Raw genomic sequence first — 24,865 nt, 5'->3', positions numbered from 1 at the left:
ATAGAATTCCGGAATGCCATTCGAAAACTTCAACACGCAGGCCGATCTTCAAACCGCCCCTCACCAAGCACAGAAAATATTCAACCTTTCAGGCGATAGCCGTTCCGAAACATCAGAACTGCCGTTCCAAACAGCATGAAGTTCGCGACGATCAGGCCGATCAAACTAGCCACCGGAGCCCCTTCTGACACGCCGGTGAAGGCGTCCCGAAATGCGTCCACGGCATAGAAAACCGGGTTCAAATAACTCAGGGCCTGGAACGGTTCCGTCAGCGTCGATACCGAGTAAAACGTACCGGCGAGCATCGTCAGCGGCGCGATGATGATCATCGACATGCCGGCCACATGTTCCATGCGGGTGGCGAGTATGCCGGTAATGATTCCCAGGACGGCGAACGCCATGCTCGCGAGAAGGCCGACGGCAATCAGCAGGGGCCAACTGTTAACGGCGATATCGACAAACGGAGCGACCACACTGACCAACAAAGCCGCGATAATAAGCGCTCGGAAAACGGCTGCCGTGGCATATCCGATCACAAGCTCAAACGGCGCGAGCGGAGCCATCAGAACATCGACAATTGTGCCGCTGACCTTTGCGATCAGCAGCGATGACGACGTATTCGCGAATGCGTTCTGGAGCATCGCCATAAGAACCAGCCCCGGGACGATGAACGCAACGTAGGACGTACCGCTTATGACAATATCGCTACGTCCCAAGGCCGCGGTGAACACGACGACAAAGAGCAGAACGCTGATCACCGGCCCCAAGATCGTTTGCAACCATACCGATCTAAAACGCAGAGTCTCGCGGCGGCACAGGGTATAGGTTCCGCGAACATTCATGGTGCCGGCCCAACATTCGAACGGGTCGGTCGCACGCAGATGCACAACCGCCCTATCCGAAAGAATGCGGATGACGGCGCGATCCTACCGGCTTTCGTCACGCATCATCATTTCCTGCTGCGCAAACATGTGCTCCATCATCTGTTGCATCATGTCCATGCGATCTTCCATGCGGTTTGCCCGGTCTTCCATCGAATCCGGACCCATCCGCGGGGAATCTGATGGACCATCACGATGACCACCCATCATTTCGTGCATCATGCCCATCTGTGCGCTCATGAGTGTCATGTGTTGTTGCTCAAGTTCGCGACGTTCCGCTGGATCCGTCGTCTCATCCGCTCGATTCATCATCCGGTCCATTTGTGAAAACCCCTGGTGCGCGCCTAGCGCGTCGTTGGAACTGTGAGACAGGGCCGGTGACACCAGAACTGCGGAAATAGCGAGTACAGTCAGTATCGTTTTCATCTTTTGAATCCTTTTCGATTAAGAGTTTTCCCATCGATGAAAGCCCGCGAACCATTTCGGATCATGGACATCCATACTCGGTCCCCCCACCTCAGACAGACCCACGCGATTGCATCAGGGTTTGCCGCTTCTCTTCGAATTCGGTGCGATCGATATCGCCTTTCGCATATATTTCTTCGAGACGACGCAACACGAGACTCCGGTCAGCCGCGTCCTGACGCTGCGGCGTTCCCGAACCTGAGAACCGGTGCACTGCCAGAAACAGGACAATGATCGTGCCCCAGAACGCAATCATCATCACGCCGCCGAAGAACATATGACCGAGACCGAAGCCGGAGCCCCAACCCATAAGGCCGTCGCCATACCCAATAGCCGACACGGTTGCAGGTTCGACCACGACCCACGAGGTCGCGAGGGACACCCCAAATATGCGCCGGACCAATGTTTTCCCATTCGTCATACCCTGACCTTTCGGAGGCGCAGCGCGTTTCCGACAACCGACACCGAGCTCAGGCTCATCGCCGCGGCCGCGAACATCGGGCTAAGCAGAATGCCCAGGAACGGGAACAGCACACCGGCCGCGATCGGCACACCAAGCGCGTTATAGAAGAACGCAAAGAACAGGTTCTGGCGGATGTTTCGCATGGTTGCGCGCGACAGGCGCCGTGCCCGCACGGCACCCATCAGGTCGCCCTTGATCAGCGTGATACCCGCGCTTTCGATCGCGACATCCGTCCCCGTGCCCATGGCGATGCCCACATCCGCGCTCGCGAGAGCTGGCGCGTCGTTCACGCCATCACCCGCCATCGCCACGATCCGGCCTTCGGACTGGTATTTCTTTACGACCGCCGCCTTTTCCTCGGGCAGAACGTCTGCTTCGACATCTTCGATTCCGAGGCGTCGCGCCACGGCCTCTGCGGTCGTCCGATTGTCACCGGTGAGCATGACCACGCGAATCCCTTCCTCGCGCAACAAACGCAGGGCCTCGGGAGTTGATTGCTTGACCGGGTCCGCGACACCGATGATGCCGGCAATCGCGCCGTCGACCGCGACCAGCATGACTGTCTCACCCTCCCGGCGAAGCTCGTCTGCGTGGTCGGTCCAGTTGCCCGGGTCAATCCCTGCATGTTCGAGCATCCTGGCATTCCCCAGGAGGACTTTCTGACCATCGACCTCGCCCGCAACACCCTTACCAGTCACTGCCTCGAACCTTGTGGGTTCCACGAGATCGAGATCCGCATCAAGTGCCGCATCAACAATGGCAGCGGCAAGCGGATGTTCACTGCCGCGTTCCAGGCTGGCAGCTAGAAGCAGAAGATCGTCGTTTGCCGTGCCGGAAGCAGTTTCAATGGACGTTAGCCGCGGCTTGCCTTCCGTCAGCGTGCCGGTTTTGTCGACCACCAGCGTGTCCACCTTTTCGAACTTCTCGAGCGCCTCGGCGTTCTTGATCAGGACCCCGGCCTGGGCGCCGCGCCCGGTCCCGACCATGATCGACATGGGGGTGGCGAGGCCGAGGGCGCACGGACAGGCGATTATCAGAACGGACACCGCCGAGATGAGTGCAAACGCCATGGCCGGCGGCGGCCCCCAGATCGCCCAGACGATAAAAGCAACAATGGCGATTACCACGACCACTGGAACGAAATACCCGGCGACGGCATCCGCCAGTCGCTGAATCGGGGCGCGGGATCGCTGGGCTTCCGCAACCATCTGCACGATCCGCGACAGCATGGTATCGGCGCCGACTCGATCGGCGCGGATTACCAGTCCACCGGTGCCGTTCAGGGTGGCCCCGATCACCGTATCGTCAGGCGCTTTTTCGACCGGGATGGATTCGCCCGTCACCATCGATTCGTCGATGGAGCTACGACCTTCGACCACAGTCCCGTCAACGGGAACTTTCTCGCCCGGACGCACTCGCAGCCTGTCGTCCGGCACAATCGCATCGAGAGACACTTCCTCGTCCGATCCGTCATCGCGTATCCGACGAGCGGTTTTCGGCGCCAGATCGAGGAGCGCGCGCAATGCGCCACTGGTTTGTTCGCGTGCACGCAACTCCATGACCTGACCCAGTAGGACCAGCACAATGATGACCGCCGCAGCTTCGAAGTACATTTCGACACCACCGGCGGGTCCACGGAAATCGTCGGGGAAAATTCCCGGTACGAAGGCGGCAACGGTCGAATAGAGGAACGCCGCGCCGGTTCCCAGCGAGATAAGCGTAAACATGTTCAGGTTGCGGCTCACGACCGATGCCCAGCCGCGTTCGAAGAAGGGTTTTCCCGACCAGAGAATCACCGGCGTACCGAGCACGAACTGCAACACGCCATACCAAGGGGTGCCAATCCACTCGGCAAAATGAACGCCGGGCAGCAAATCACCCATCACGATCACGAGCAGGGGGACAGTCAGGAAAGCGCCAAACCAGAAGCGTCGCGTGAAATCGACGAGCTCCGGGTTGGGAGCGTCATCAAGCGAAACGCTCATCGGCTCCAACGCCATGCCACAGATCGGACAACTACCGGGCTCGTCGCGAATGATCTCGGGATGCATCGGACAGGTGTATTGCGCACCCGGAACGACGATCGGCGCGGGCCGTTCGTCCGGCGGCAACAGGTAATACTCGGGATCACCGACGAACTTTGTGGCGCAACCGGCGGAGCAGAAATGATACGTCTCACCGGCATGCTCGTGATGATGCGCGGTGGTCGACGGATCGACGTCCATACCGCAAACAGGGTCATTTACCGTCACGTTCATTGTCATCGTCTCGTTCATGTCAGCGGCCCATCCGGTCAGCCAGATCGTCAATGATCGGGCAATCGGGCCGGTCGTCGCCATGGCAGTTTTCGGAAAGATCGACCAGGGTCGCGCGCATCGCCTGTAGCTCAACGATCTTGGCGTCGATATCCGCCACCCGGTTGAGCGCGATCTCCTTCACATCGGCGCTCTTGCGATCCGTGTCGGCGTAGAGCGCCACCAGCGCCCGGCAGTCCGCAACGGAGAACCCCAGGCCCCGTGCCCGTGACAGGAAGCGAAGCATGTGCACGTCGCGGTCCGCATAGTCCCGATAGCCGTTGTCGCGGCGCCGCGCCGGTTCCACCAGCCCGATATCCTCGTAATAGCGGATGGTCTTGGTCGGCAGACCCGCCTGCGCAGCCGCTTCGCTGATATTCATCGCCCGTCTCCAGCTTCTCGGAATGACGGGATCAACATAGACCTTCCAGCAACTGGAAGGTCAAGAACAGTCGGCTAAATGCGCTCAAATCGCACAATCGTCGTTCCCGCGAAGGCGGGAACCCATAGTCACCCGCGGCCGCCCCGTCTGACGCGGTGTTTATGGATGCCCGCCTTCGCGGGCATGACGAGCAGTGGGACGGAAAAGACACAACCCATCCCGTCATACGCGGGCTCGACCCGCGTATCTCAGCACCATCCATCGACCCAAGAAGATACCCGGATCAAGTCCGGGCATGACGAGTTGGCGCGCGCGACAAACCCGCCCTTCGACAGGCTTGGTGCGGAAGCGTTTGGAATTTCGGTCCGGTTTAAACGTGCGCGCGCACCGGGATCGACATCTCGCCAACCTGATCGATCCAGGCATGCATGGTGTCGCCCGGATCGACCGGCCCGACGCCTTCCGGCGTGCCGGTCATGATGACGTCGCCGGGATAGAGCGTCATGAAGGATGACGCATAGGCGATCAGGCGCGGAATATCGAAGATCAGATGCTCGGTGTTCGATTTCTGGCGCACCTCGTCATTGACGCGGATTTCGAAATCCAGATGTCCCGGATCGGCGATCTCGTCGGCGGTCACGAGCCACGGCCCGAGGACCGAGTAGGTATCGATCCCCTTGCGCAGGCTGCGGTCCTCGGTGCCCCGCACGGTCATGTCGAGCCCGATCGAATAGGCGCAGATATGACCCATCGCGTCGGCCTCGGCGATGTCGGACCCGCCCTCGCCGATGATCACCGCCAGCTCGACTTCGTGATCGTTGCGCCGGTCGCCGAACCGCAGCGCGACCCCCTCGCCCGGCCCGACCAGCGAGCTGTTCGCCTTCATGAACAGGCCGTAGGTGTCGATGGTCTTGATATCCCGGCCGAGATTGATCTCCGCGTCCGCCTGCGCCTCTTCCAGATGCTTGTGATAGTTGACCGGCGCCCCGATGATCTTGCTCGGATTCGCGACCGGGCTCTTCAGCACGACGGACTCAATCGGCACGGGATGGGAATCGCCCGCGGCATGTTCGATGGCGGGGCGCAGCGCGTCCAGGTTGGCGATCAGGTGGTCGCCCTGGGGTACGGGCCAGGTGAGCGGCGGCAGGGATTCCAGCGCGGCCGTAGCGTCGAACAGCTGGCCATCGAGCACCAGCCCGAGTTCGTCATCATTGTAGCGGCAAAGTCGCATGTCACAGCGCTCCGTTAGATAAAGGCGGCGCCGCCATCGACGCACAGGGATTGCCCGGTCATGAAGCCCGACGCCGGGGACGACAGGAACAACAACGTGCCGACCATGTCCATGGGCTCCTGCTGGCGCTTCAGCGACTGGTGACTGATGATCGCCGCGCGGCCCGCAGCATTGCGGCCCGCATTCTCGATCTCGGTCTCGATCATGCCAGGCAGCACCGCGTTGACGGCGATGTTCGCGTCGCCAAGTTCGCGCGCCATGCAGCGGGTCATGCCGATCAGCGCCGATTTGGACGTCACATAATGGGTGAAGCCGGGAATGCCCTGGGGCACGGTCGACGACGAGATGTTGATGATCCGCCCGCCGCCCGCTTCGCGCATCGGGCCGGCGACCGCGCTGGCGCAGATGAAGCAGCCGGTGATGTTCACATCCATCACGGCGCGCCATTCCTCGAGATCGATTTCCCAGAAGGGCTGCCGGCCTAGGGTCACGAAGATCGCCGCGTTGTTGATCAGCACGTCGATCCTGCCGAAACGGTCGAGCGTGGCGGCGATCGCCGCCTTGACCGCGGTCGGGTCGGTGACGTCGGTCCGGATCGCCAGCGCCTCACCACCCGCCGCCTCGATCTCGGCGGCAACGGCATCCCCCTTGGCGCCGTCAATCTCCGCAATCACCGGGATCGCGCCAGCCTCGGCGAATTTGAGCGCATAGGCGCGGCCGATGCCCTGGCCCGCGCCGGTGATCATCACGACGCGCCCTTCAACGGATGCAGATATATCGGACATGTTCGACCCTCCCCGGAAAATCTCTTCGTTCCGGCGAGTGTAGCGCCTTACGGGCTGTAAATAATCAACTGCTCACGGACACCAGCGGCGCGGTGGAGAAGAGGACACCGAATGCCTTGCACCAGACCACGACGCTGGCGAAGCCGGTCAGATCCGTGCCCGGCGCAACCGCGTAGTTCTGGTTGCCGATGTTGCCCTTGAGCGCACCCAGATCGATGTAGTTGCCGTCCGTTACATCCGACGACACGACCGGACCCGGGTGACGCACCAGGAATACATGAAGGTCCGGTCCGTTGGTCACATCGAGATTCTCGAGCCGCAGCACATGGCTGCCGTCGGCGAGCCGGTAGAGCCCGGCGTCACCGCTGCCCTTGTGGAGCTTGTCCGCGTCGCGGAACGCACCCGCCGCCAGCGCGACAGGGGCACCCGGCGCGGTCATCTCGTTCCGCGCGTCGTCCATCGCCTTGTCGGGCATCCCACGCGCGGCCTCAAGCACCTCGTCCGCCATGGCGGCCTTCTTCTCGTCCGACATCTGCGACAGGGCATCCGGCGTTGGGACACCGGGGAACTGCTCGTCCACCACCTCGTCGATAAACAGCGGCGAGATCAGGAACCAGCCGACGACCGCGGTCACGACGACCGAGAAGCCGAACCCGTACAGAAATGCGCGTCTCATGGGGGGAACCCTTTCGCTGTGTCGCGTACGACAGTTGGTTTATGCGGTGGAAAGCTGTCGCGATTGTAACGTGAACACCACGCGGGCGCGGATTATTCCGGGGCGGGCTGCAGGCGGATCAACTGCCCGTCATCCTCATCGGTCAGGACGTAAATCAGCCCGTCCGGGCCCTGACGCACATCGCGGACCCGCCCGAAATCCTGCTCGATCAGGCGTTCCTCGGACTCCACCCGCGTGCCGTCGAGCACGAGGCGGGCCAGATAGCGGAACTTGAGCGAGCCGACAAACAGGTTGCCGCGCCAGCGCGGGAAGGCATCGCCGTCATAGAAGGCCATGCCCGACGGCGCGATCGACGGCGTCCAGTGATGCAGCGGCGGCGTCATGCCGGGCTTGGCCGAGCCCTCGCCGATGGCAAAGCCCGCATAGCTGCGCCCGAAGGTCACGACCGGCCAGCCATAGTTGGCGCCGGCGACCAGAAGGTTGATCTCGTCGCCGCCCTGAGGGCCGTGTTCATGGACCCAGATCTCGCCGCGGACCGGGTGGCGGATCATGCCCTGGGGGTTGCGATGGCCATAGGTGAAGATCGACGGCAACGCGTTGTCGCGGCCGACGAACGGATTGTCAGCCGGGATCGAGCCGTCGTCGTTCAGGCGCAGGACCGTGCCGTTGTTGTTCTTCGGGTTCTGGGCCTGGTTCGCGTTGCCGCGCTCGCCCGCGCTCACATAGAGCTTGTCGTCCGAACCAAATGCGAGACGCGAGCCGAAATGCACGCTCCCGGAGCCCGGATTGCGGGCGACGAACACCTCCTCCAGATCGCGCAGGGCCGCGCCGTCGAGCCGCGCCCGGCTGACGGCCGTATGCGCGCCGCCGTCGACCGGCTTGGCGTATGACAGGTAGATCCAGCCATTTGTCGCGTATTCGGGATGCAGGACGACATCGAGGAGACCACCCTGGCCGCGCGCGGCGACCTCGGGCACACCCGAGACCGGCCCGGACAGGCCCTTGCCGGCGTCGAAGATCCGCAACCGGCCCGGTCTTTCCGTCACGAGCATCCGACCGTCGGGTAGAAAGGCGAGCCCCCAGGGGTTTTCCAGCCCGTCGGCCAGCACCACCGTCTCGAAACGGTGCGCGGCAGATTCGAACATTTCGGCCCCGGCCGGACCCGGCGCCGCCGCCAAAACAACCGCCATAACCATCGCCGTAACGGCAACCCTGCGTCTCCACTGAACCATTTCGCCTCCAATACCGAACCGGCACCACCGAATGGAACGTGGGGTCAGCGGGGCCCACGGACAAGGCCCCGGAACGCCTTCATGCCCGCGCCGGCGGGTTTCATGCCACGCCGCAAAACGGAAGCGGCAACGCTATGTTACCGCCAGTTTACACCACCGGCAGTGGTAGGCTCCACCGGATGGCACAGGCAGGCCATCGGACTTCGGCCACCATATCCGACAACAAAACGAAGATTATCGCGTTCCACGAGTTCCGGCGAAGTCACTCAGCACAAACAGATTTTCTACTGCCGGTTGTTCACGCACCCGGCTTTACCGTTGAGGAGTCCATCATCGTGAAGCTGCCAGACGGACAGGTTGTCGAGTTGTTGCTGGTCTCCGGCGATGACACGCTCGCTGTCGATTTCATCGCCGAGCTCGAGGAACGCAGCACCACGAATCCGGTCACGCACCTCAAGACGTTCCAGGCCGGGATCGACATTCTCGCCACGGCGTCGGGCCGGGCGTCGAGTATCGTCATTCTGGATCTGCGAAACGCCCAGCGCGAAGGCATGCGGTTCCTGAACGAGGTTCACAGCCGGCTCCCGTTTCGCGAGCCCGTAATATTCATAATCGGGGCCGAAGATTTCGAGGCCGAGATCATGAAGGACCATGCACGCTTCATCGCCGGACAGTTGCCCGAAACCGGTGCCGGCGCAGCCTTCGTCGAGTGGGCCGCCTCGATGCTGGCGGAGAACTGGTCGTTCGAGAGTTCACCGCAGAAGAACTAGGGGAGACTCTGCGAAGCACGCGGCGACACCACCGGGGAACTACGAGGCCAGCGCCGCGCGGCCCCCTTCGCTTTGTGTGAGCCATGTCTCGAAACTGGCCCGGCGCGCGGGCCGCGCGATATGGAATCCCTGCAGCGAATCAACACCAAGCTCGCGCATGCATTCATGCTGCGCATCGGTTTCGATGCCCTCGGCGATCACGTCCAGGCTGAAGGCGCGGCCAATTTCGACGATGGCCTTTACCACCGGTGGCACCTGTTTGCTGTTGTCTATTTCCCAGATAAAGGAGCGGTCTATCTTGAGCTTCTGCACGGGAAGCCCGCGGAGGACTTCGAGCGCGGTGTATCCCGTCCCGAAGTCATCGATCGAAATGCTCACCCCGATTTCCCGCAGGCGGGTCAATACACGCTCGCCACCCTCGAAGTTCGGAATCATGACGGATTCCGTGATCTCGAGCTCGAGCAATTCGGCCGGCAACCCGGTCTCGGCCAGCACAAGCTGCACGACACCCACCAGGTCCGGTGCGGCAAGTTGCGCCGCGGACAGATTTACCGTCACGCGAATGGGTTCGGCACCGGACGCGATCCGCCGCGCCGCCATCCGGCAGGCATCGCGGAGCACCCATTCGCCGAGCAGATTGATCAGATTCGAGGATTCGGCAATCTCGATGAAGGAATCCGGATAACGGACCCCATCGCGATGACCCCAGCGCACCAGCGCCTCGATCGCCTCGACTCGCCCGGTCGCCGCCGCGATGATCGGCTGGTACTCGAGAAACAATTCATCCCGTTCAATGGCCAGGCGCAGTTCCGCATCGGTCTCCTGGCGCTGCCGGGCGGCCGTTTCCATGTCCCGGTCGAACATCGCATACCGGTTCCGGCCCTCTTCCTTCGCCCGGTATAGCGCCATGTCCGCATTCATGAGGAGTTGCTCGGCCGAACCGTCATCCACCGGATATGTCGTAACCCCGACGCTGGCACCCGCATGGACGACATGTCCATCGATCTCGAAGGGTTCGATGAACGCCGAAACGATCTTGTCCGCCAGCAGACCCGAGAGGGACGGCTCTTTCATATGTGTCGCAATGACAGCGAATTCGTCGCCCCCCATACGCGCCACGACATCCGTCGCGCGGCAACAGGCGTGAATGCGCCTGGCGACCGCCTGCAACAACGCATCGCCGGCCGCATGCCCCAGCGAATCGTTCACATGCTTGAACCGGTCGAGGTCGATGAACATTACCCCGAGATAGCGTTCAGTCCGGTTCGCGACTGCCATCGCCTGCTCAAGCCGCGCCGAGAACCCGGCGCGATTGTAGAGCCCGGTCAGTTCATCGGTCTCCGCGCGTACGGCGAGATCGCCTTCGACGCGTTTTTGCTCGACGGCATATCGGATGGTGCGATCGAGATCGCGCGCGTCGAACCGCGACTTCTCGATGAAATCGGCGGCGCCGGCCTGCATGGCCGCCGCATCAATGTCCGGGTCGCTGTCCCCTGTCAGAAGCACCGACGGCAAATGTGGAAAGAGCTGTGTGATCGTCTTGATCAGTTCGAGGCCAGTCTCGGCGACGAGGTTGTAATCGATCAGGCAGATATCGGGCCTGATGTCCGCGATACGTTCCGAGATGTCGTCCCCGCTGGCCAGCCAACGCACCTCATACTCGACCGCCGGGACGTGACCCAGGAGCGATTTCACGAGGACATAGTCACCCTCATTGTCATCCACGACCAGGACGCAGATGCGCCGCCCGGACTCATCGGATCCGGCGGCAAACTCCTGTACGGCGTCTTGGGACACTGTGCTGAATCCGGGTTATGGGTGGGCAAGTGCTGGCAAGCCGAATGATAACCGGAATGGCGTTAATCAGGCGTGAACGGCCGTTTGGGTCTCTGCGCCGTCTCCCTGAATACGCGCCCGCGGCAGCGTGATGCCGACCGTCGCGCCGGCAACAGGCCGCCTGAGCAGGTATAGGGTTCGCAGGTACAGGGTCCGTAGATATTGAGCTCGACCCTTCGGGTTTGCCCTAACCGAGATCGTGTGCGTCGAGGCCGCGTAGCGTCTGGGTCCGATAGTAAGAGGCCAGGTAGCTCATCGCTTCCACAAGCATGAGTCGTGCTTCGACAGTCGCGAGACGAACCTCGGCGGCATTATGGTCGATCCGGTAATTCTTCAACGTTGCAACATGGACTGCGACCACATCCCGCGCGGTCCCGCCGGTCTTGCCGATACTTTCGCCGATGGACTGCAATATCTCGGGTTTGCCCATCCGGCCCTCATGCGCCGCATCTTCGAGGGATTCCCGGAGCGCCCCGTCATATTGCGTGAGCAGATCGTTGAACAATTCGGGCGCGGATCTCGCGACGGATTCCTGCCCGATGGCGCGCGCGGTCGCCGACGATTCACTCTGCCCGGCCACAAGGTCCATCAGGGTCTCGTCGGCGTCACCCAGATCACGCAATGATTCCTCGATCGCGGCGTGTTTCTTGCGCGCGAGGGCATAGTGGATCGATCGCAACAGCGCCTCTCGCCCCGCCATCGGGTTCATCAGAATATCCTTGGTGACAAAATCCTGTGCGCCCGCACGCAGCGCCTCGAACGGCAGGTTGCGATCATCATTGCCCGTAAGAACAATGACCGGCATTTCGCGATGCATTTCCGATACCCGCTTGACACCATCGGTGCCGCTGCTGTCGGGCAGGCCGTGGTCCAGGAGGGCGATATCAAAACTTGCCGATGAAAGCTGGTCGATACCGTCGGACAAGGTTTGCGCGTGGGATATATTGAACTCGGAACCGCCACCCATACCGAGCATCGTGCGAACAATCAGCGCATCGGCATGGTTGTCTTCAACGAGGAGTATGTTGCACGCAGGCATGGGTTGGGTACCATTGTCATCAAACGCCCTTAACCTTTAGTGTTTGGGCGGGAATTTCACAACCGACAACCAGAACTCGTTAAGCGCGCCCATGGCCCTGCGAAAGCTCGCAAGGTCCATCGGCTTCACGATGTAGCAGTTGGCTTGGAGGTCATAGCTGGCCCGGATATCGTCCTCATTGTCGGATGTACTGAGGACGGCGACGGGAATCCGCCGCCAGTCGGGATGATTCTTGATTTCACGCAGGACCTCGCGACCGTCCAGAACCGGCAAATTCAGGTCCAGCATGATCAGGTCGGGTACCGGCACGGAGGCGAAGTCGCCGTCCCGCCTGAGGAAATCGAGAGCCGAACCGCCATCGTTGACCACATGGAGCGCGCCGGGCTGCTCCAGCCCCGCAAACGCCTCGCGGACGAGCATCACATCGCCCGGACTGTCCTCGACGAGCAGGATGTCGTGATCCGAAACCGACATACTCATCTACTCCTTCTCCACATTCGCAAACGGCAAGGTAAACCAGAAACAGGTCCCCTGACCCGGCACCGAATCTACCCACATCCTGCCGCCATGTCTCTCCACGACTTTCTTGCAAATTGACAATCCGACGCCATTGCCCTCGAACTTGCCTCTCGGGTTGAGCGTCTTGAAGACTTCAAATACCTGCTCATGATGCTTGGAATTCATGCCGATCCCGTTATCCGAGACTGAAAACGCATAAAAATCGCCCTCCGCCTGCGCATGAACGTCGATAACCGGTAGCGCCTCCGAACGAAACTTTATCCCGTTCGATATGAGATTCTGAAACAACTGCATCAAAAGCGTGCGATCACCCAGCACAGTGGGCAGGGTTTCAGTTCGGACGTCGGCCCCGGCTTCCTCGATCTGGGCACCCAGATTGAGCCTCACATCGTCCAGAACCTCATTCAAATCGACCTGTATTGCGGATATATCTGCCGTTCCCGTTCGCGACAGCTTCATCAGGTCGTCGATCAACCCCTGCATGCGCTGGGCGCCGTCCACGGCAAAGCCGATGAACTCACCGGCCTGTTCATCGAGCTGATCCGCATAGCGTTCCTGCAGCAGGCCGCAGAAACTCGACACCATACGCAGCGGCTCCTTCAGATCGTGCGACGCCACATAAGCGAAGCGCTCCAGCTCTTCATTTGCGCGCTCGAGGTCTTCGGTCCGCAAACGTATTTCCTCTTGCGCCGCGCGTTCCTCGGTGATGTCGCGGGCGATCACGAGATAGCCTTCGGCGCCGTCCCAGTCGATGATCGTACCGGTGGCTCGGGTATAGAATTCTGTCCCGTCCAGTCGCAGGCGTCGATATTCTGACTCGGGGATCACGTTGCGATTATCGGTCATTCTCTTGCGGATTTCTCGGACATTCACATGATCATCCGGGTGGACCAGGTCCATGACCTCGCGACCCAGAAGGCTTTCGACACGCCCCGCGCCGAACATCTGCACAGCCGCCCGATTGGCGTACTCGATCACCCCGGCGCAGTGAACGAAGATCGCTTCCGGTGATAGTTCGAGAATACGTCGATTGCGTTCTTCAAGCGCCAATCGAACCTGTTCGGTCTCGACCCGGTCGGTCACGTCGCGAAGGATCGTGAGAATTGCGGGCCGGCCTTTCCAGACATATCGGCTGGCCGACACATCGGCGATAAATTCACTACCGTCGAGGCGGAGCCGTTCCTTGGCGGAAGATCTTATGTTGCCCTGATCGAACGCCAGTTTCCGACGCGCGCTCGCACGCGCCCGGAAGCGCTCGGGGATCAGCTCTTCGATCGAGCGGCCCAGGAGGTTGGCTTCACCACCCGCGCGGAGAAGTTCGACCGACGTTCCGTTGGCGAAGACGATTTCGTCGTCAACGTGAATCAGGACCGCATCGGGAATCGTCTCGACAATCCGGCGGTGCCGCTCTTCGCTTTCGCGGAGGGCGGCCTCCGCCTCGATGCGCTCCGTGATATCACGCATGATGGTGAGGATGGCGGGCACACCATCCCAGATATACTGACTGCCGATTACATCGGCCATGAACTCGGTGCCATCGAGGCGCAACCGCGGCAGGGTCCGGAGCGGCACGATGCCGTCGGCGCGGATGCTTTCCCGCCGCTCCGCCGCGCGAGCGCGTTCTTCGGCGGGTACAATATCGTTGATGCGACGGCCAACAAGGTCGGGCACACCCGACGCCCCCAGCACGCTGGCGGCGGCCCTGTTGGCGAAGACGATCCGGTCCTCAACATGCACCAGAACCGCGTCCGGATTTACATCCACGATCTGGCGGTAGCGCTCTTCGCTTTCGAGCAATGCGCTTTGCGCCGCAACTTTCTCGGTAACGTCACGAATAACGACGAGAACACCGGTCTCACCCTGCCACTCGATGGTCTGGAACCGGCCCTCTCCCAGGAAGCTGGTGCCGTCCAGCCGGACGCGGCGAACCTCGAAGAAATCCGCGCCCCCGTCGCGGACCGTGGTGTCGATATTGGCCTGAAGCGCCGCGCGGTCATCGGGATGGATGGTGTCCATCACCGGGCGGCCGACGAGCTCGGCCTCGGCTTCGGCACCGAACATGCGCAGTGCGGCAGCGTTCACGAACACGATCTCGCCGTTCACGTGAACCAGCATGGCGTCCGGGCTGATGGCCGCGAAATCCCGCTGGCGCGCCTCGGCCTCACGCAGTGCCGCGGCGCTCTCGACCTGGTCGGCGACATCGCGAATCACCACCAGCAAGGCGTCCTTCCCGTTCCAGACAATCGGCTTGGAACGCCCCTGACCGGGGAATGTGGAGCCGTCGAGGCGGACTTGCTCAACCAGCAGGAAGTCCGATCCACCCGTCGTCGGACCCGGCTCCCAGCTTTCGGTGACGCGCGCCCAGTCCGCCGGGGTCACGAGGCTTGAATTCTGAAGTCCGATCAACTGTTCGGGGTCGGTTGCAGCGAACATCTCGGTGGCCGCCTCGTTCGCAAACACGATCTCGCCCTCGACATGCACGATAACAGCGTCGGGGCTGATGTCGGCGAAATCGCGCTGGCGCTCCTCGCTTTCGACCAGCGCCGAGGCGGTCCGCACGTGGTCGCTGAGGTCGCGCACGACCATGAGCGTGGCGGGTTCATCTTCCCACGTGATCCCGGCCCCATGCCCTTCCGACGGAAACTCCTCACCGTCCAGCCGGCGCCGGCGAACATATATGGGCTTCGAAGCGTTCACGGCGCCGTAGTCGGAATATGTTTCAAGGACCCGCGGCAGGTCTTCGGGGTCGATCAGGTCCCAGGCCGATCGCCCGATAAAATCCGTCTGGGATTGCGCCCCGAACATCTCGATCGCGGCCGGGTTCGCCCACAGAATTGTTCCCTCGCGATGCACGTAGATCGCGTCCGGCACCAACGTCGCAATATCGCGCTCGCGCAGCATCAACTCCGTCAGGCGCTGCTCGCGCTTCATTTCGAACGACACATCGCGCGCCAGGAAGAGAACGCCGAAGACATCGCCGGCGGCATTCTCGAGCGGAGTTACGCGCACGGAAACCCGCACGCGCGATCCGTCCTTGCGTATCCGCTCGACCTGCCGCGGGGCGATGGGTTGCCCCGACAGCGCGCGCGCGAACAGGCTCAGCGAGCCGCCGGGTTCATCGGGCGGAGACAGGAAGCTCACATCGCTGCGACGCGCCTCGTCGAAGGAGTAGCCAAACAGGGCCTCGGCGCCCGCGTTCCAGACGACAATCTCGGCCTCGGCGGAATAGATGATCGCAGAATCCTGGACATGAGAGAACGCCGCCGCGAGGGGGGCGAACAAATCCTCCGACACACCCGAAACACCCGCTGTGTCGTCGTCGGCTCTCATATCCAGATTGGAAGACAAAAGGCACACCTCTCATTCGGGACCGCCACGATTCGCGGGGGCGAAACACGCGGAATTCCGCAACCCGAAGATATCCGGCCCTTCTTTAACATTCGCCTAATAAAATGACGCGGCGCCGGTCGAAAGGCTAGAAATTCGCGCCCACTGACCCCCGGGACAGTCGTCACGAACATGCAAGTCCGATAGACTGCGCCCGGAACCGGGAGGGTCGCCGTGATCAATGTTGTGGGCTTTCGATATTGCCGGCTGGGAACAGCCGATCTGGACGAGACGGTCAAATTCGGCACCGACATGATCGGGCTGGAAGTGGTCGGACGTGAAAACGGCTTCGCCTTCATGCGCGGCGACGATCGCGACCATAATATCTGCTACTTCCAGGGCGATCCGACGGATCACACGCTGGGTCTCGAACTCGAAGATTTCGAGGTGCTCGACGCGGCCGAGAGCGCGCTGACGGCAGCCGGACTCGAGGTGCATCGCGGCACCGACGACGAGGCCGCCGCCCGGCGCTGCATGGCGTACATCAATTTCAAAGACCCCAGCGGCAATTCGATCGACCTGACCGTCCGGCCGTTCGCTGCCGGCCACCGCTATTTTCCCGGCCGCGATGCGGGAATCAACGAGTTCAGCCATATCGGATTACGGGTGACCGACCCGCGCGCGGCGGAAAAATTCTGGTCCGAAGTTTTCAACTTCAAGACGAGCGACTGGATCGGCTGGTCAGCGTTGATGACGTTCGACGCGGTGCATCACCGCTATGCGCTGTTCCCCTCGGACCGGCCGGGCATCCAGCATATCAACTTCCAGGTCACCGAGACGGACGACGTCATGCGGTCCAACTATTTCCTGCGCGACCACCAGGTGCGCATCCAGGCCGGCCCGGGCCGGCATTCGCTGTCGGGCGCGCGATTCCTGTATTTCTACGGCCCGGACGACATGATCTATGAATATTCGTGCGGGGTGCGCATGGTCGACGACAGCTGGCGGGCCCGCCAGTTCCCGGTCAACGACGCGTCTTTCTGCGCCTGGGGCTCGAAGCCCGACCTCAGCGTGCTCGAAGGCCCCAAGACCGCCGAATAGGGATCGGGAACCAAGCCAATGATCAACATCGTCGACATCCGTTACTGCCGGCTTGGCACCGCCAACCTGGAATCGACCGTCGCATTCGCCAGGGACTTCATCGGGCTCGAAGAGGTCGACCGCGCCGACGGCCAGGTCTATCTGCGCGGCGATCACCGCGATCACAACATCTGTTATTTCGAGGGTGACCCGGCCGATCACGTGTTCGGCCTGGAAGTCGCGACCTTCGAAGAACTCGACGCGGCGGCGAGCGGTTTGGAGGCCGCCGGTGTGGCGGTGCGCCGTGGCAGCGAGGCCGAGGCGGCGGCGCGACGGGTCATGGGGTTCTTTAATTTCACCGATCCGACGGGAAATTCCGTCGATCTCGTGGTCCGGCCGTTTCATTCGGGCCGGCGCTATTTTCCGTCACGCGATGCGGGCATCACGGATTTCAGCCATATCGGCATCAAGACGACCGACCCGGTGCGGGATGAAAAATTCTGGTCGGGGCTGTTCAACATCCGGGCGAATGACCGGATCGGGGATGCGGCACTGATGTCGTTCGACGCGGTGCATCACCGGATTGCCCTGTTCCCGACCGACCATGCCGGCATCCAGCACATCAATTTCCAGGTCGAGAGCATCGACGACATCATGCGGTCCAACTATTTCCTGACCGAGCATCAGGTCCAGATCAGGTTCGGGCCCGGTCGCCACCCCACGTCGGGCGCGATGTTCCTCTACTACGAAGGTCCCGACGGGATGACGTATGAATATTCGTGCGGGGTGCGGAACGTGGACGAGACCTGGCGACCGCGCCAGCTTCCGTTCAAGGACGAGTCCTTCTGCATGTGGGGCGCGCGTCCGAACATCCCGGAATTCAGCGATCGCTAGGCTGCATCGCGTTCCCACCACAAAGGAAGCCGCGCCATGAGCGACGACCAACCGGCAAAACCCACCGCCATGCCACCGAAGGCATATGAGAACCCGGACTTCCTGCACAGCCGGGACGCGCGCGCGATCCGCATCCTGGCGGAGTATCAGGAGCCGCTCAGCCGTTTCGAGCATCACGAGATCGACGACACCATCGTGTTCATGGGGTCGGCCCGCATCAAGTCGGCCGAAGACGCCGCGGCCATGGCTGCCGCGGCCGCGCGTGGCGAGGGTGACGCCGAAGCGGCCGCCCGGGCCGAACGCATGTCGGTCTATTACGAGGCCGCCCGGACGCTCGCGTTCAAGCTTACGGAATGGTCGAAGGGGCTGGGCGAGGACAAGCGCCGCTTCGTCGTCTGCACCGGCGGCGGGCCGGGAATCATGGAGGCCGCGAACCGCGGCGCCTCCGAGGCCAAGGGCATGAATATCGGCCTGACGATCTCGTTGCCGTTCGAGGATTTCGAGAACCCCTATGTCAGCCGCGAGCTGAACATGATGTTCCACTATTTCTTCATGCGGAAGTTCTGGTTCACCTACCCCGCCAAGGCGGTCGTCCTGTTTCCGGGCGGGTTCGGGACCCTGGACGAGCTGTTCGAGATCCTGACCCTCGTGCAGACCCAGAAGATCAAGAAGCGCCTACCGGTCGTCCTGTTCGGGCATGAATTCTGGGACCGGGTGATCGACATGGAAGCGCTGATCGAGTTCGGCACCATCAGCGCAGGCGATATCGACCTGTTCCACCGGACCGACTCCGTCGACGATGCCTATGAGCACATCACACGCGAGCTGACCGCCCACGGTCTCGACGAGCCCGGCGTCGCGCTCTAGACCGAAACGCCGCCCCATGAGTTGTAGGGGAATGGCCGGTTCAGTCCGAGAAAGAACGGATATAGGCGATGACGCTGGCGATCTCGCGCTCGGACAGGGGGAGCGCGGGCATCGGCGGATGGGGGTCCGTAAGCCAGGCCCGCAGCTGGGCATTCGTGCGTTTCGAACGTGCCAGCTCAGGGAAGGACGGCATGCCGTCGAGCACGGGCCCGCGCTGGTTCTCGGAAACGATGTGGCATGCCGCGCACAAATCCCGCGACAGCTGCTCGCCGGCCCGCCGTTCGCGCTCGTCCTGCCCGGCGGCGGGGTTCACCATAGACGCCGTCATGACGATGGACAGGGCCAGAAATTTTGCCGCAACTATGCGCATAATGGTGATTCTAGCGGACCACCCAGCTTTCCGGTTGCGTTAGGTCAATCGCAGACCTTATGAACCATCACAACGCGTCCAACAGGTGAGCCAGATGAACTTCCGGATCGAATACTGCCGAATGTGAAACTACGAGCCGCGTGCGCTCCGTGCGAGGGACCAGCTCGAACAACTTGGTGCGACCGTCGAGATCGTGCCCGGACGCACCAGCGCGTTCGAAATCACCCGCGATGGCGATCTTCTGTTCTCGAAACTCGACACCGCGCGTTTCCCCGACGATGACGAAGTGCGCGCGCTGGCCGCGCCCGCCGACGGCGCGTGACACAAGACCCGTATTTTCCGCCCGGTGAACCGCGCCGCCTGATCGTCGGCATCTCGGGCGCCACGGGCATCGTCTATGGCATCCGCCTGCTCGAGGCCCTGCGCGACACCGATGTGGAAAGCCATCTGGTGGTCAGCCGCCCCGGGCTGATGACCCTCGGCTACGAGACCGACCTGAGCCGCGACGATTTGTACGCGTTGGCCGACAAGGTCTACGCGCCCAACGACATCGGTGCGGCCATCGCGTCGGGCTCGATGATCACCCTGGGCATGATCGTCGCACCCTGTGCCGTGAAGTCGGCCGCCGAGATCGCGTCCGGCGCGACCCAGACATTGCTGACCCGCGCGGCGGATGTGACGCTCAAGGAACGCCGCCGGCTCGTGCTGATGGTGCGCGAGAGCCCGCTCCACACGGGCCATCTGCGTGCCCTGACGCAGGCCTCGGAGATCGGCGCCGTGATCATGCCGCCGATGCCCGCCTTCTACCCCCGGCCCGAGACCATCGCGGACATGATCGACCACACGGTGGGCCGGGCGCTCGATCTGTTCGGGATCGAGCATGACCTGCTCGAACGCTGGAGCGGCGCACCCGGCTAGGATTCCGAGTTCCGCGTCGCGCATTCCCCGGACAAATGGCTAATCCCGGAACGCGGCGAACCGCTTGCCCGCGACCGAGCGGTACCACTCGACGATCAGCCGCCGCTCGTCGTCTTCCATGAACGAGACATTCGCCGGCGGCATCGCGCGGGTGTGGCCGGCCTGGAGGTAAATGTCGCGGGCATAGGCCGCGATCTGGCGGTCGGTCTCGAGCTTGACGCCCTTGGGCGCCTTGATGATGCCCTCATAGGCGGTAACCGACGCGTGGCACATGGCGCAGCGTCCCTGCACGATGTTGCGCACCTCGTGGAAGGCCGGCGCCTCGGCGAAACGCTGCTGCGACGGCGTGAGCTGCGTGCTTTCCTCGACATCCGTCTCGAACAATGTGGAAAAGGCCGACAGCCACATGATGATGATGAAGAGCATCACCGTGGCGCCCCAGGTCCAGATCGGGCTGCCCTTGCCCGCATGCATCGTGTTGAAATAGTGCCGGATGGTCACACCCATCAGGAAGATCAGGCTGGCGATCACCCAGCTGAACTCGGTCGCGAAGGCTTGGGGATAATGGTTCGACAACATCAGGAACACGACCGGCAGGGTCAGGTAGTTGTTATGCAGCGAGCGCTGCTTGGCGAGGAGGCCGTGCTTCGCGTCCGGGGTGCGCCCGGCCTTCAGGTCGGCGACGACGATGCGCTGGCTCGGGATGATGGTGATGAACACGTTCGCCGACATGATCGTGGCGGTGAAGGCACCCAGATGCAGGAAGGCCGCGCGCGGCGTGAACACCTGCGTGTAGCCCCAGGCCATGATGACTAGCAGCACATACAAAAGCAGCATCAAGGTGGTGGTGTTGCGCCCCAGCGGGCTCTTGCAGATGAGATCGTAGGCGATCCAGCCGAAGACCAGCGAGCCGAACGAGATCGCGATGCCGACCGCCGGCGAGATGTCGAGCACGTCGGGATCGACCAGAAAGAGCTCGGCCCCCATATAGTAGACCAGCACCAGCAGGATGAAGCCCGACATCCAGGCCCAGTAGGATTCCCATTTGAACCAGATCAGATGCTCCGGCAGCGTGGCCGGCGCGACCATGTATTTCCGGATGTGATAGAAGCCGCCGCCATGGACCTGCCACTCCTCGCCGGAAACGCCCTCGGGCAGATCCGGCGATCTGCGCAAGCCCAGATCGAGCGCGATGAAATAGAAGGACGAGCCGATCCACGCGATGCCCGCGATGACGTGAAACCATCGCGCCGCGAAGGACAGCCATTCCATTACAAGCGCCGTTTCCATCAAAATCCCCTTCTGTTGCGCCGCCTACGGGGCGCGCGTTTTCGGTTCATGCCCGTCAGCTGCCGCGATAGGTCGCGTAGCCATAGGGCGAGAGCAGCAGTGGCACATGATAATGCGCGCCCGCGTCGGCAATCGTGAAGCGGATCGGCACAGTGTCGAGGAAGACACCCTCGGCCAGGGCCGCCCCGGACCGCGCGATATAGGCCCCGGCATGAAAGACAAGCTCATACTCGCCGGTCGCAAAATCCCCGGCCGGGAGAACCGGCGCGTCGGTGCGTCCGTCGGCGTTGGTCTCGAAGCTGCCGATGGCCTCACGACCGTCCCCGGCAAGACGGAACAGTTCGATGCGCAGCCCCGCGGCCGGCACGCCACGCGCGGTGTCCAGAACATGGGTCGTCAAATATCCGCCGTCAGCGGTCATCGGCTATTCCCTTTTGTTTCGTCCTGCGTTCGGCAGGATTCAATCCAACCACCTAAAACATCGAATCGGAACCCGTGTTTCGATATACGTTTTTCGGTATCGTTTTGAAAATCGAACATATTTTTGTCGATTATACGAACTGTCGGTTTGCCGAGGGGGACAAACTTGAACCGCTATCCACGTGACCTGCATGGCTATGGCGCCACGCCGCCCGACCCGCAATGGCCGAACGGTGCGCGCATCGCCGTCCAGTTCGTGATGAATTACGAAGAAGGCGGCGAGAACAACATCCTGCATGGCGATGCCGCGTCGGAGGCGTTCCTGTCAGAGGTCGTCGGCGCCCAACCCTGGCCCGGACAGCGCCACTGGAACATCGAGACCATGTATGAGTATGGCGCGCGCGCCGGGTTCTGGCGCCTGCACCGGCTGTTCACCGAGGCCGATATCCCCATCACGGTCTATGCGGTCGGCACCGCGCTGAAGCGCTCGCCGGGCCAGACCGCGGCAATGCAGGACGCCGGTTGGGAGATCGCCAGCCACGGCCATAAATGGATCGAGTGGAAGGACTTCCCCGTCGAGGAGGAACGGCGTCTGATCGAGGAAGGCATCCGCATTCACACCGAGGCCACCGGGGAACGCCCGCTGGGCTGGTACACCGGCCGGGGGACGGCAAGCACGCTCGACCTGCTCGCCGACATCGGCGGCTTCGCCTACACCGCCGACAGCTATGCCGACGACCTGCCCTACTGGCACATGGCCGGCAGCAAGCCGCTGCTGGTGGTGCCCTATACGCTGGAGGCCAACGACATGCGCTTTGCCACGGCGCAAGGCTTCAATTCCGGCGACCAGTTCTTCACCTATCTCAAGGACAGCTTCGACGCGCTGTATGCGGAGGGTGAGGCCGGCGCGCCGAAAATGCTTTCGGTCGGCCTGCACTGCCGGATCGTCGGCCGCCCGGGCCGCATCCAGGCGCTCAAGCGCTTCGTCGAATACGTAAAATCACACGACGCCGTCTGGTTTGCCCGCCGGGTCGACATCGCACGCCACTGGCACGAACATTTCCCCGCGCCAGATTTGACCGGACGCCCCTCGACGCTGTCGAAGGATGCGTTCATCGCCAACTATGGCGGCATCTTCGAACATTCGCCCTGGGTCGCCGAGCGCGCCCACGCCATGGAACTTGGGCCCGCCCACGACACGGCGACCGGGCTGCACGGCGCCATGGCGCGGGCATTCCGGGCCGCGAACGAAGACGAACGCCTGGGCGTGCTGACCGCCCATCCGGATCTCGCCGGCAAGCTGGCGCAGGCCAGGCGACTGACGAACGAATCCACCGCCGAACAGGCGTCGGCCGGGCTCGACGCGCTGACCGACGACGAGCGCGGCCATTTCGAACAGCTCAACACGACCTACCGCGACAAATTCGGCTTCCCGTTCATCATCGCGGTGAAGGGCCTGAACAAGGCCGACATCCTCGCGGCGTTCGAGCGCCGGGTCGGCCATGACCGTCCAACCGAATTCGACGAGGCCTGCCGCCAGGTCGAAAAGATTACGCAGCTGCGCCTGAAGGATTTGCTAGATGATTGAGACGATTGCCAACCGGGATTATCAGCCCGCCATCGAGTCCCGGGATCTTCCGGCATTCGCCCGCAAGGGCATCAATCTCGCTTCCGCGGGCCTGGGTGCCCGGGCCATATCGGCGAGCGACGAGTTCTTCGCACCGCTGGCCCGCATGCTGCAGGATTCGAACCCGGTCTTCATTCCCGACAAGTATGACGATCACGGAAAATGGATGGACGGGTGGGAAACGCGCCGACGGCGCGACGGCGGCCATGACCACGCGATCTTCGCGCTGGCCGTGCCGGGCACGATCGACGGGTTTGACGTGGATACATCATTCTTCACCGGCAATCACCCGCCCGAATGCCGGATCGAGGCCTGCCGGTCCGACGGCGACCCCGATGACGACACGGCCTGGACCGAGCTGTTGCCGATGCAGCATCTGGAACCGGACTCCCACCATCTCCTGCCCTGCGGCGACGACAATGTATGGAGCCATCTTCGGTTTCATATTCACCCCGATGGCGGAGTCGCCCGGCTGCGGGTGTTCGGCGCGCCGTATCTCGACCCGGCATCGCTCAAGGGCCGCGACATCGACCTGGTCGCGACGCTGAACGGCGGGCGGGTCGTCGGCTTCTCCGACGCCCATTACGGTACCTATCATCGCCTGCTCACACCCGGCCGGGGCCAGAATATGGGCGACGGCTGGGAGACGCGGCGACGGCGCGGGCCGGGACATGACTGGATCATCCTCGCGCTCGGCATGCGCGGCACGATTTCACGCGCCGTCGTCGACACCGCCTATTTCAAGGGCAACTACCCGGACAGCTGTTCGATCCAGGCGATCGACCTGGGGAAGCTCGGCATCGATATCGGCGATGACGCCATTGCGGCCGCAGAAGACTGGCCGACCCTGCTCGACCGGCAGAAGCTTTCCGCCGACGCGGTCCACGAGTTCGTCGACGATCAGGTGGCCGAGCTGGGCACCGCGACCCATGTGCGCCTCAACATCTTCCCTGACGGCGGGGTCAGCCGGCTGCGCCTGTTCGGCCGGGTTGCATGAGCCGCACGATTGCCATCGCGCCGCTGACGGCCGGAGCCTTCGCGCCCTATGGCGACGTGATCGAGGCGGCGGGCGACCCGGACATGATGATCAACCAGGGCATGTGCGGACGGTTTCACGACCGCGCCGGTCTCGACCTAAAGAATGACGGCGGGCGTGCCGGAATCAGCGTGTTCAAGGCCACGGCGCGCGCGCTACCGTATGTGCTGGATTTGATGGAACGGCATCCGCTCGGCAGTCAGGCATTCCTGCCCATGTCTGCGGACCCGTTTCTCGTGATCGTCGCGGGGGACCTGAACGGCAGCCCGCACGAACCCGAGGCGTTCGTGACCAGTCCCGGTCAGGGCGTCAACTACCACCGGGGGACATGGCACGGCGTCCTCACGCCGCTCCACGAACCCGGGCTGTTCGCCGTGGTCGACAGGATCGGCCCCGGGGAAAATCTGGAGGAGCACTGGTTCGACGAACCCTACGAGATAACAGGAACCGAAGGCTGACGCAG

At 62.5% G+C, this 24,865-nt stretch carries 24 protein-coding genes and 1 pseudogene; 9 read left to right on the top strand and 16 right to left on the bottom strand.

The window, feature by feature from the left end:
- Nucleotides 1-80: 80 nt before the first annotated feature.
- The 9 genes from ABJ363_05770 to ABJ363_05730 all read right to left on the bottom strand — a co-directional run bounded on the left by ABJ363_05770 (nt 81) and on the right by ABJ363_05730 (nt 8,367).
- Complete coding sequence (locus ABJ363_05770; protein ID MEP4378489.1) at nt 81-842, bottom strand: ABC transporter permease; 762 nt, start codon at nt 840-842, stop codon at nt 81-83.
- A gap of 84 nt (nt 843-926) precedes the next feature.
- The gene (locus tag ABJ363_05765) at nt 927-1,307 is read right to left on the bottom strand and encodes a hypothetical protein (protein MEP4378488.1); all 381 of its coding nucleotides are present in this window, start codon (nt 1,305-1,307) and stop codon (nt 927-929) included.
- A gap of 91 nt (nt 1,308-1,398) precedes the next feature.
- A complete protein-coding gene (locus ABJ363_05760) occupies nt 1,399-1,767 on the bottom strand; it encodes an SHOCT domain-containing protein (GenBank protein ID MEP4378487.1) in 369 nt (122 codons plus the stop codon).
- Nucleotides 1,764-4,085: a heavy metal translocating P-type ATPase gene (locus tag ABJ363_05755; protein ID MEP4378486.1), complete on the bottom strand. Its 2,322-nt coding sequence runs from the start codon at nt 4,083-4,085 to the stop codon at nt 1,764-1,766. The genes ABJ363_05760 and ABJ363_05755 overlap by 4 nt, the downstream gene beginning before the upstream one ends.
- 1 nt (nt 4,086) lies before the next feature.
- Nucleotides 4,087-4,485 carry a Cu(I)-responsive transcriptional regulator gene (gene cueR / locus ABJ363_05750; protein MEP4378485.1) on the bottom strand — a complete coding sequence of 133 codons (399 nt, stop codon included), beginning with the start codon at nt 4,483-4,485 and terminating at the stop codon, nt 4,087-4,089.
- A gap of 370 nt (nt 4,486-4,855) precedes the next feature.
- Nucleotides 4,856-5,716, bottom strand: coding sequence for a fumarylacetoacetate hydrolase family protein (locus ABJ363_05745; GenBank protein ID MEP4378484.1), 861 nt, complete (start codon nt 5,714-5,716; stop codon nt 4,856-4,858).
- Nucleotides 5,717-5,730: 14 nt separating this feature from the next.
- Nucleotides 5,731-6,501, bottom strand: a complete 771-nt coding sequence (locus tag ABJ363_05740) for a glucose 1-dehydrogenase (GenBank protein ID MEP4378483.1) — start codon at nt 6,499-6,501, stop codon at nt 5,731-5,733.
- A 64-nt stretch (nt 6,502-6,565) separates the two neighbouring features.
- Entirely contained in the window at nt 6,566-7,177 is a 612-nt protein-coding gene (locus ABJ363_05735) for a DM13 domain-containing protein (GenBank protein ID MEP4378482.1), read from the bottom strand.
- A 92-nt stretch (nt 7,178-7,269) separates the two neighbouring features.
- Nucleotides 7,270-8,367 (bottom strand): PQQ-dependent sugar dehydrogenase, encoded by a 1,098-nt coding sequence (locus ABJ363_05730; GenBank protein ID MEP4378481.1) that lies wholly within the window; start codon nt 8,365-8,367, stop codon nt 7,270-7,272.
- 377 nt (nt 8,368-8,744) lie between these two features.
- On the opposite strand from ABJ363_05730, the gene ABJ363_05725 reads away from it, so the two are divergent.
- The gene (locus ABJ363_05725; protein MEP4378480.1) at nt 8,745-9,179 is read left to right on the top strand and encodes a hypothetical protein; all 435 of its coding nucleotides are present in this window, start codon (nt 8,745-8,747) and stop codon (nt 9,177-9,179) included.
- 39 nt (nt 9,180-9,218) lie between these two features.
- Here ABJ363_05725 and ABJ363_05720 read toward each other — a convergent pair whose 3' ends face one another.
- The 4 genes from ABJ363_05720 to ABJ363_05705 all read right to left on the bottom strand — a co-directional run bounded on the left by ABJ363_05720 (nt 9,219) and on the right by ABJ363_05705 (nt 15,903).
- The gene (locus tag ABJ363_05720) at nt 9,219-10,976 is read right to left on the bottom strand and encodes an EAL domain-containing protein (protein ID MEP4378479.1); all 1,758 of its coding nucleotides are present in this window, start codon (nt 10,974-10,976) and stop codon (nt 9,219-9,221) included.
- A 226-nt stretch (nt 10,977-11,202) separates the two neighbouring features.
- On the bottom strand, nt 11,203-12,054 hold the full coding sequence (locus tag ABJ363_05715) for a response regulator (GenBank protein ID MEP4378478.1): 852 nt from the start codon (nt 12,052-12,054) through the stop codon (nt 11,203-11,205).
- A gap of 36 nt (nt 12,055-12,090) precedes the next feature.
- Nucleotides 12,091-12,534 (bottom strand): response regulator, encoded by a 444-nt coding sequence (locus ABJ363_05710; GenBank protein MEP4378477.1) that lies wholly within the window; start codon nt 12,532-12,534, stop codon nt 12,091-12,093.
- Nucleotides 12,535-15,903: a PAS domain S-box protein gene (locus tag ABJ363_05705; protein MEP4378476.1), complete on the bottom strand. Its 3,369-nt coding sequence runs from the start codon at nt 15,901-15,903 to the stop codon at nt 12,535-12,537. It lies immediately after the preceding gene.
- Nucleotides 15,904-16,134: 231 nt separating this feature from the next.
- Here ABJ363_05705 and ABJ363_05700 point away from each other — a divergent pair, with 231 nt between their 5' ends.
- From ABJ363_05700 to ABJ363_05690, 3 genes are read left to right on the top strand one after another with little or no spacing between them, the layout of a single operon-like run.
- Nucleotides 16,135-17,001 (top strand): VOC family protein, encoded by an 867-nt coding sequence (locus ABJ363_05700; protein ID MEP4378475.1) that lies wholly within the window; start codon nt 16,135-16,137, stop codon nt 16,999-17,001.
- A gap of 18 nt (nt 17,002-17,019) precedes the next feature.
- On the top strand, nt 17,020-17,874 hold the full coding sequence (locus ABJ363_05695; protein MEP4378474.1) for a VOC family protein: 855 nt from the start codon (nt 17,020-17,022) through the stop codon (nt 17,872-17,874).
- A gap of 36 nt (nt 17,875-17,910) precedes the next feature.
- Entirely contained in the window at nt 17,911-18,741 is an 831-nt protein-coding gene (locus ABJ363_05690) for an LOG family protein (GenBank protein MEP4378473.1), read from the top strand.
- Nucleotides 18,742-18,781: 40 nt separating this feature from the next.
- Here the strand turns inward: ABJ363_05690 and ABJ363_05685 are convergent, their stop codons facing one another.
- On the bottom strand, nt 18,782-19,111 hold the full coding sequence (locus ABJ363_05685) for a c-type cytochrome (GenBank protein ID MEP4378472.1): 330 nt from the start codon (nt 19,109-19,111) through the stop codon (nt 18,782-18,784).
- Between the two features lie 142 nt (nt 19,112-19,253).
- On the opposite strand from ABJ363_05685, the pseudogene ABJ363_05680 reads away from it, so the two are divergent.
- Nucleotides 19,254-19,433 (top strand): annotated as a pseudogene (locus ABJ363_05680) (Rdx family protein).
- Nucleotides 19,430-20,029, top strand: a complete 600-nt coding sequence (locus ABJ363_05675; protein MEP4378471.1) for a UbiX family flavin prenyltransferase — start codon at nt 19,430-19,432, stop codon at nt 20,027-20,029. The pseudogene ABJ363_05680 and the gene ABJ363_05675 overlap by 4 nt, the downstream one beginning before the upstream one ends.
- A gap of 39 nt (nt 20,030-20,068) precedes the next feature.
- Here the strand turns inward: ABJ363_05675 and ABJ363_05670 are convergent, their stop codons facing one another.
- Together ABJ363_05670 and uraH are read right to left on the bottom strand one after the other, a co-directional pair.
- Nucleotides 20,069-21,322 (bottom strand): urate hydroxylase PuuD, encoded by a 1,254-nt coding sequence (locus ABJ363_05670; GenBank protein MEP4378470.1) that lies wholly within the window; start codon nt 21,320-21,322, stop codon nt 20,069-20,071.
- Between the two features lie 52 nt (nt 21,323-21,374).
- A complete protein-coding gene (gene uraH, locus ABJ363_05665; protein MEP4378469.1) occupies nt 21,375-21,740 on the bottom strand; it encodes a hydroxyisourate hydrolase in 366 nt (121 codons plus the stop codon).
- A gap of 165 nt (nt 21,741-21,905) precedes the next feature.
- Between uraH and puuE the strand changes: the two genes are divergently transcribed.
- From puuE to ABJ363_05650, 3 genes are read left to right on the top strand one after another with little or no spacing between them, the layout of a single operon-like run.
- Entirely contained in the window at nt 21,906-23,327 is a 1,422-nt protein-coding gene (gene puuE, locus ABJ363_05660; GenBank protein ID MEP4378468.1) for an allantoinase PuuE, read from the top strand.
- The gene (gene alc / locus ABJ363_05655; GenBank protein MEP4378467.1) at nt 23,320-24,363 is read left to right on the top strand and encodes an allantoicase; all 1,044 of its coding nucleotides are present in this window, start codon (nt 23,320-23,322) and stop codon (nt 24,361-24,363) included. Before puuE ends, alc begins: the two co-directional genes overlap by 8 nt.
- Complete coding sequence (locus ABJ363_05650; GenBank protein MEP4378466.1) at nt 24,360-24,860, top strand: ureidoglycolate lyase; 501 nt, start codon at nt 24,360-24,362, stop codon at nt 24,858-24,860. Before alc ends, ABJ363_05650 begins: the two co-directional genes overlap by 4 nt.
- Nucleotides 24,861-24,865 lie beyond the last annotated feature (5 nt).

Source organism: Alphaproteobacteria bacterium (assembly GCA_039980135.1).
Taxonomy (GTDB): domain Bacteria; phylum Pseudomonadota; class Alphaproteobacteria; order UBA6615; family UBA6615; genus UBA8079.
The sequence above is the reverse complement of the archived record's forward strand: the minus strand, read 5'-3'. Positions and strand labels throughout refer to the sequence as shown.

What these genes read in the sequence shown, in the direction of transcription:
- ABJ363_05770 (MEP4378489.1), bottom strand. Translation starts at nt 842, where the DNA reads ATGAATGTTCGCGGAACCTATACCCTGTGCCGCCGCGAGACTCTGCGT.
- ABJ363_05765 (MEP4378488.1), bottom strand. Translation starts at nt 1,307, where the DNA reads ATGAAAACGATACTGACTGTACTCGCTATTTCCGCAGTTCTGGTGTCA.
- ABJ363_05760 (MEP4378487.1), bottom strand. Translation starts at nt 1,767, where the DNA reads ATGACGAATGGGAAAACATTGGTCCGGCGCATATTTGGGGTGTCCCTC.
- ABJ363_05755 (MEP4378486.1), bottom strand. Translation starts at nt 4,085, where the DNA reads ATGAACGAGACGATGACAATGAACGTGACGGTAAATGACCCTGTTTGC.
- cueR (MEP4378485.1), bottom strand. Translation starts at nt 4,485, where the DNA reads ATGAATATCAGCGAAGCGGCTGCGCAGGCGGGTCTGCCGACCAAGACC.
- ABJ363_05745 (MEP4378484.1), bottom strand. Translation starts at nt 5,716, where the DNA reads ATGCGACTTTGCCGCTACAATGATGACGAACTCGGGCTGGTGCTCGAT.
- ABJ363_05740 (MEP4378483.1), bottom strand. Translation starts at nt 6,501, where the DNA reads ATGTCCGATATATCTGCATCCGTTGAAGGGCGCGTCGTGATGATCACC.
- ABJ363_05735 (MEP4378482.1), bottom strand. Translation starts at nt 7,177, where the DNA reads ATGAGACGCGCATTTCTGTACGGGTTCGGCTTCTCGGTCGTCGTGACC.
- ABJ363_05730 (MEP4378481.1), bottom strand. Translation starts at nt 8,367, where the DNA reads ATGGCGGTTGTTTTGGCGGCGGCGCCGGGTCCGGCCGGGGCCGAAATG.
- ABJ363_05715 (MEP4378478.1), bottom strand. Translation starts at nt 12,054, where the DNA reads ATGCCTGCGTGCAACATACTCCTCGTTGAAGACAACCATGCCGATGCG.
- ABJ363_05710 (MEP4378477.1), bottom strand. Translation starts at nt 12,534, where the DNA reads ATGAGTATGTCGGTTTCGGATCACGACATCCTGCTCGTCGAGGACAGT.
- ABJ363_05705 (MEP4378476.1), bottom strand. Translation starts at nt 15,903, where the DNA reads ATGAGAGCCGACGACGACACAGCGGGTGTTTCGGGTGTGTCGGAGGAT.
- ABJ363_05695 (MEP4378474.1), top strand. Translation starts at nt 17,020, where the DNA reads ATGATCAACATCGTCGACATCCGTTACTGCCGGCTTGGCACCGCCAAC.
- ABJ363_05690 (MEP4378473.1), top strand. Translation starts at nt 17,911, where the DNA reads ATGAGCGACGACCAACCGGCAAAACCCACCGCCATGCCACCGAAGGCA.
- ABJ363_05685 (MEP4378472.1), bottom strand. Translation starts at nt 19,111, where the DNA reads ATGCGCATAGTTGCGGCAAAATTTCTGGCCCTGTCCATCGTCATGACG.
- uraH (MEP4378469.1), bottom strand. Translation starts at nt 21,740, where the DNA reads ATGACCGCTGACGGCGGATATTTGACGACCCATGTTCTGGACACCGCG.
- alc (MEP4378467.1), top strand. Translation starts at nt 23,320, where the DNA reads ATGATTGAGACGATTGCCAACCGGGATTATCAGCCCGCCATCGAGTCC.
- ABJ363_05650 (MEP4378466.1), top strand. Translation starts at nt 24,360, where the DNA reads ATGAGCCGCACGATTGCCATCGCGCCGCTGACGGCCGGAGCCTTCGCG.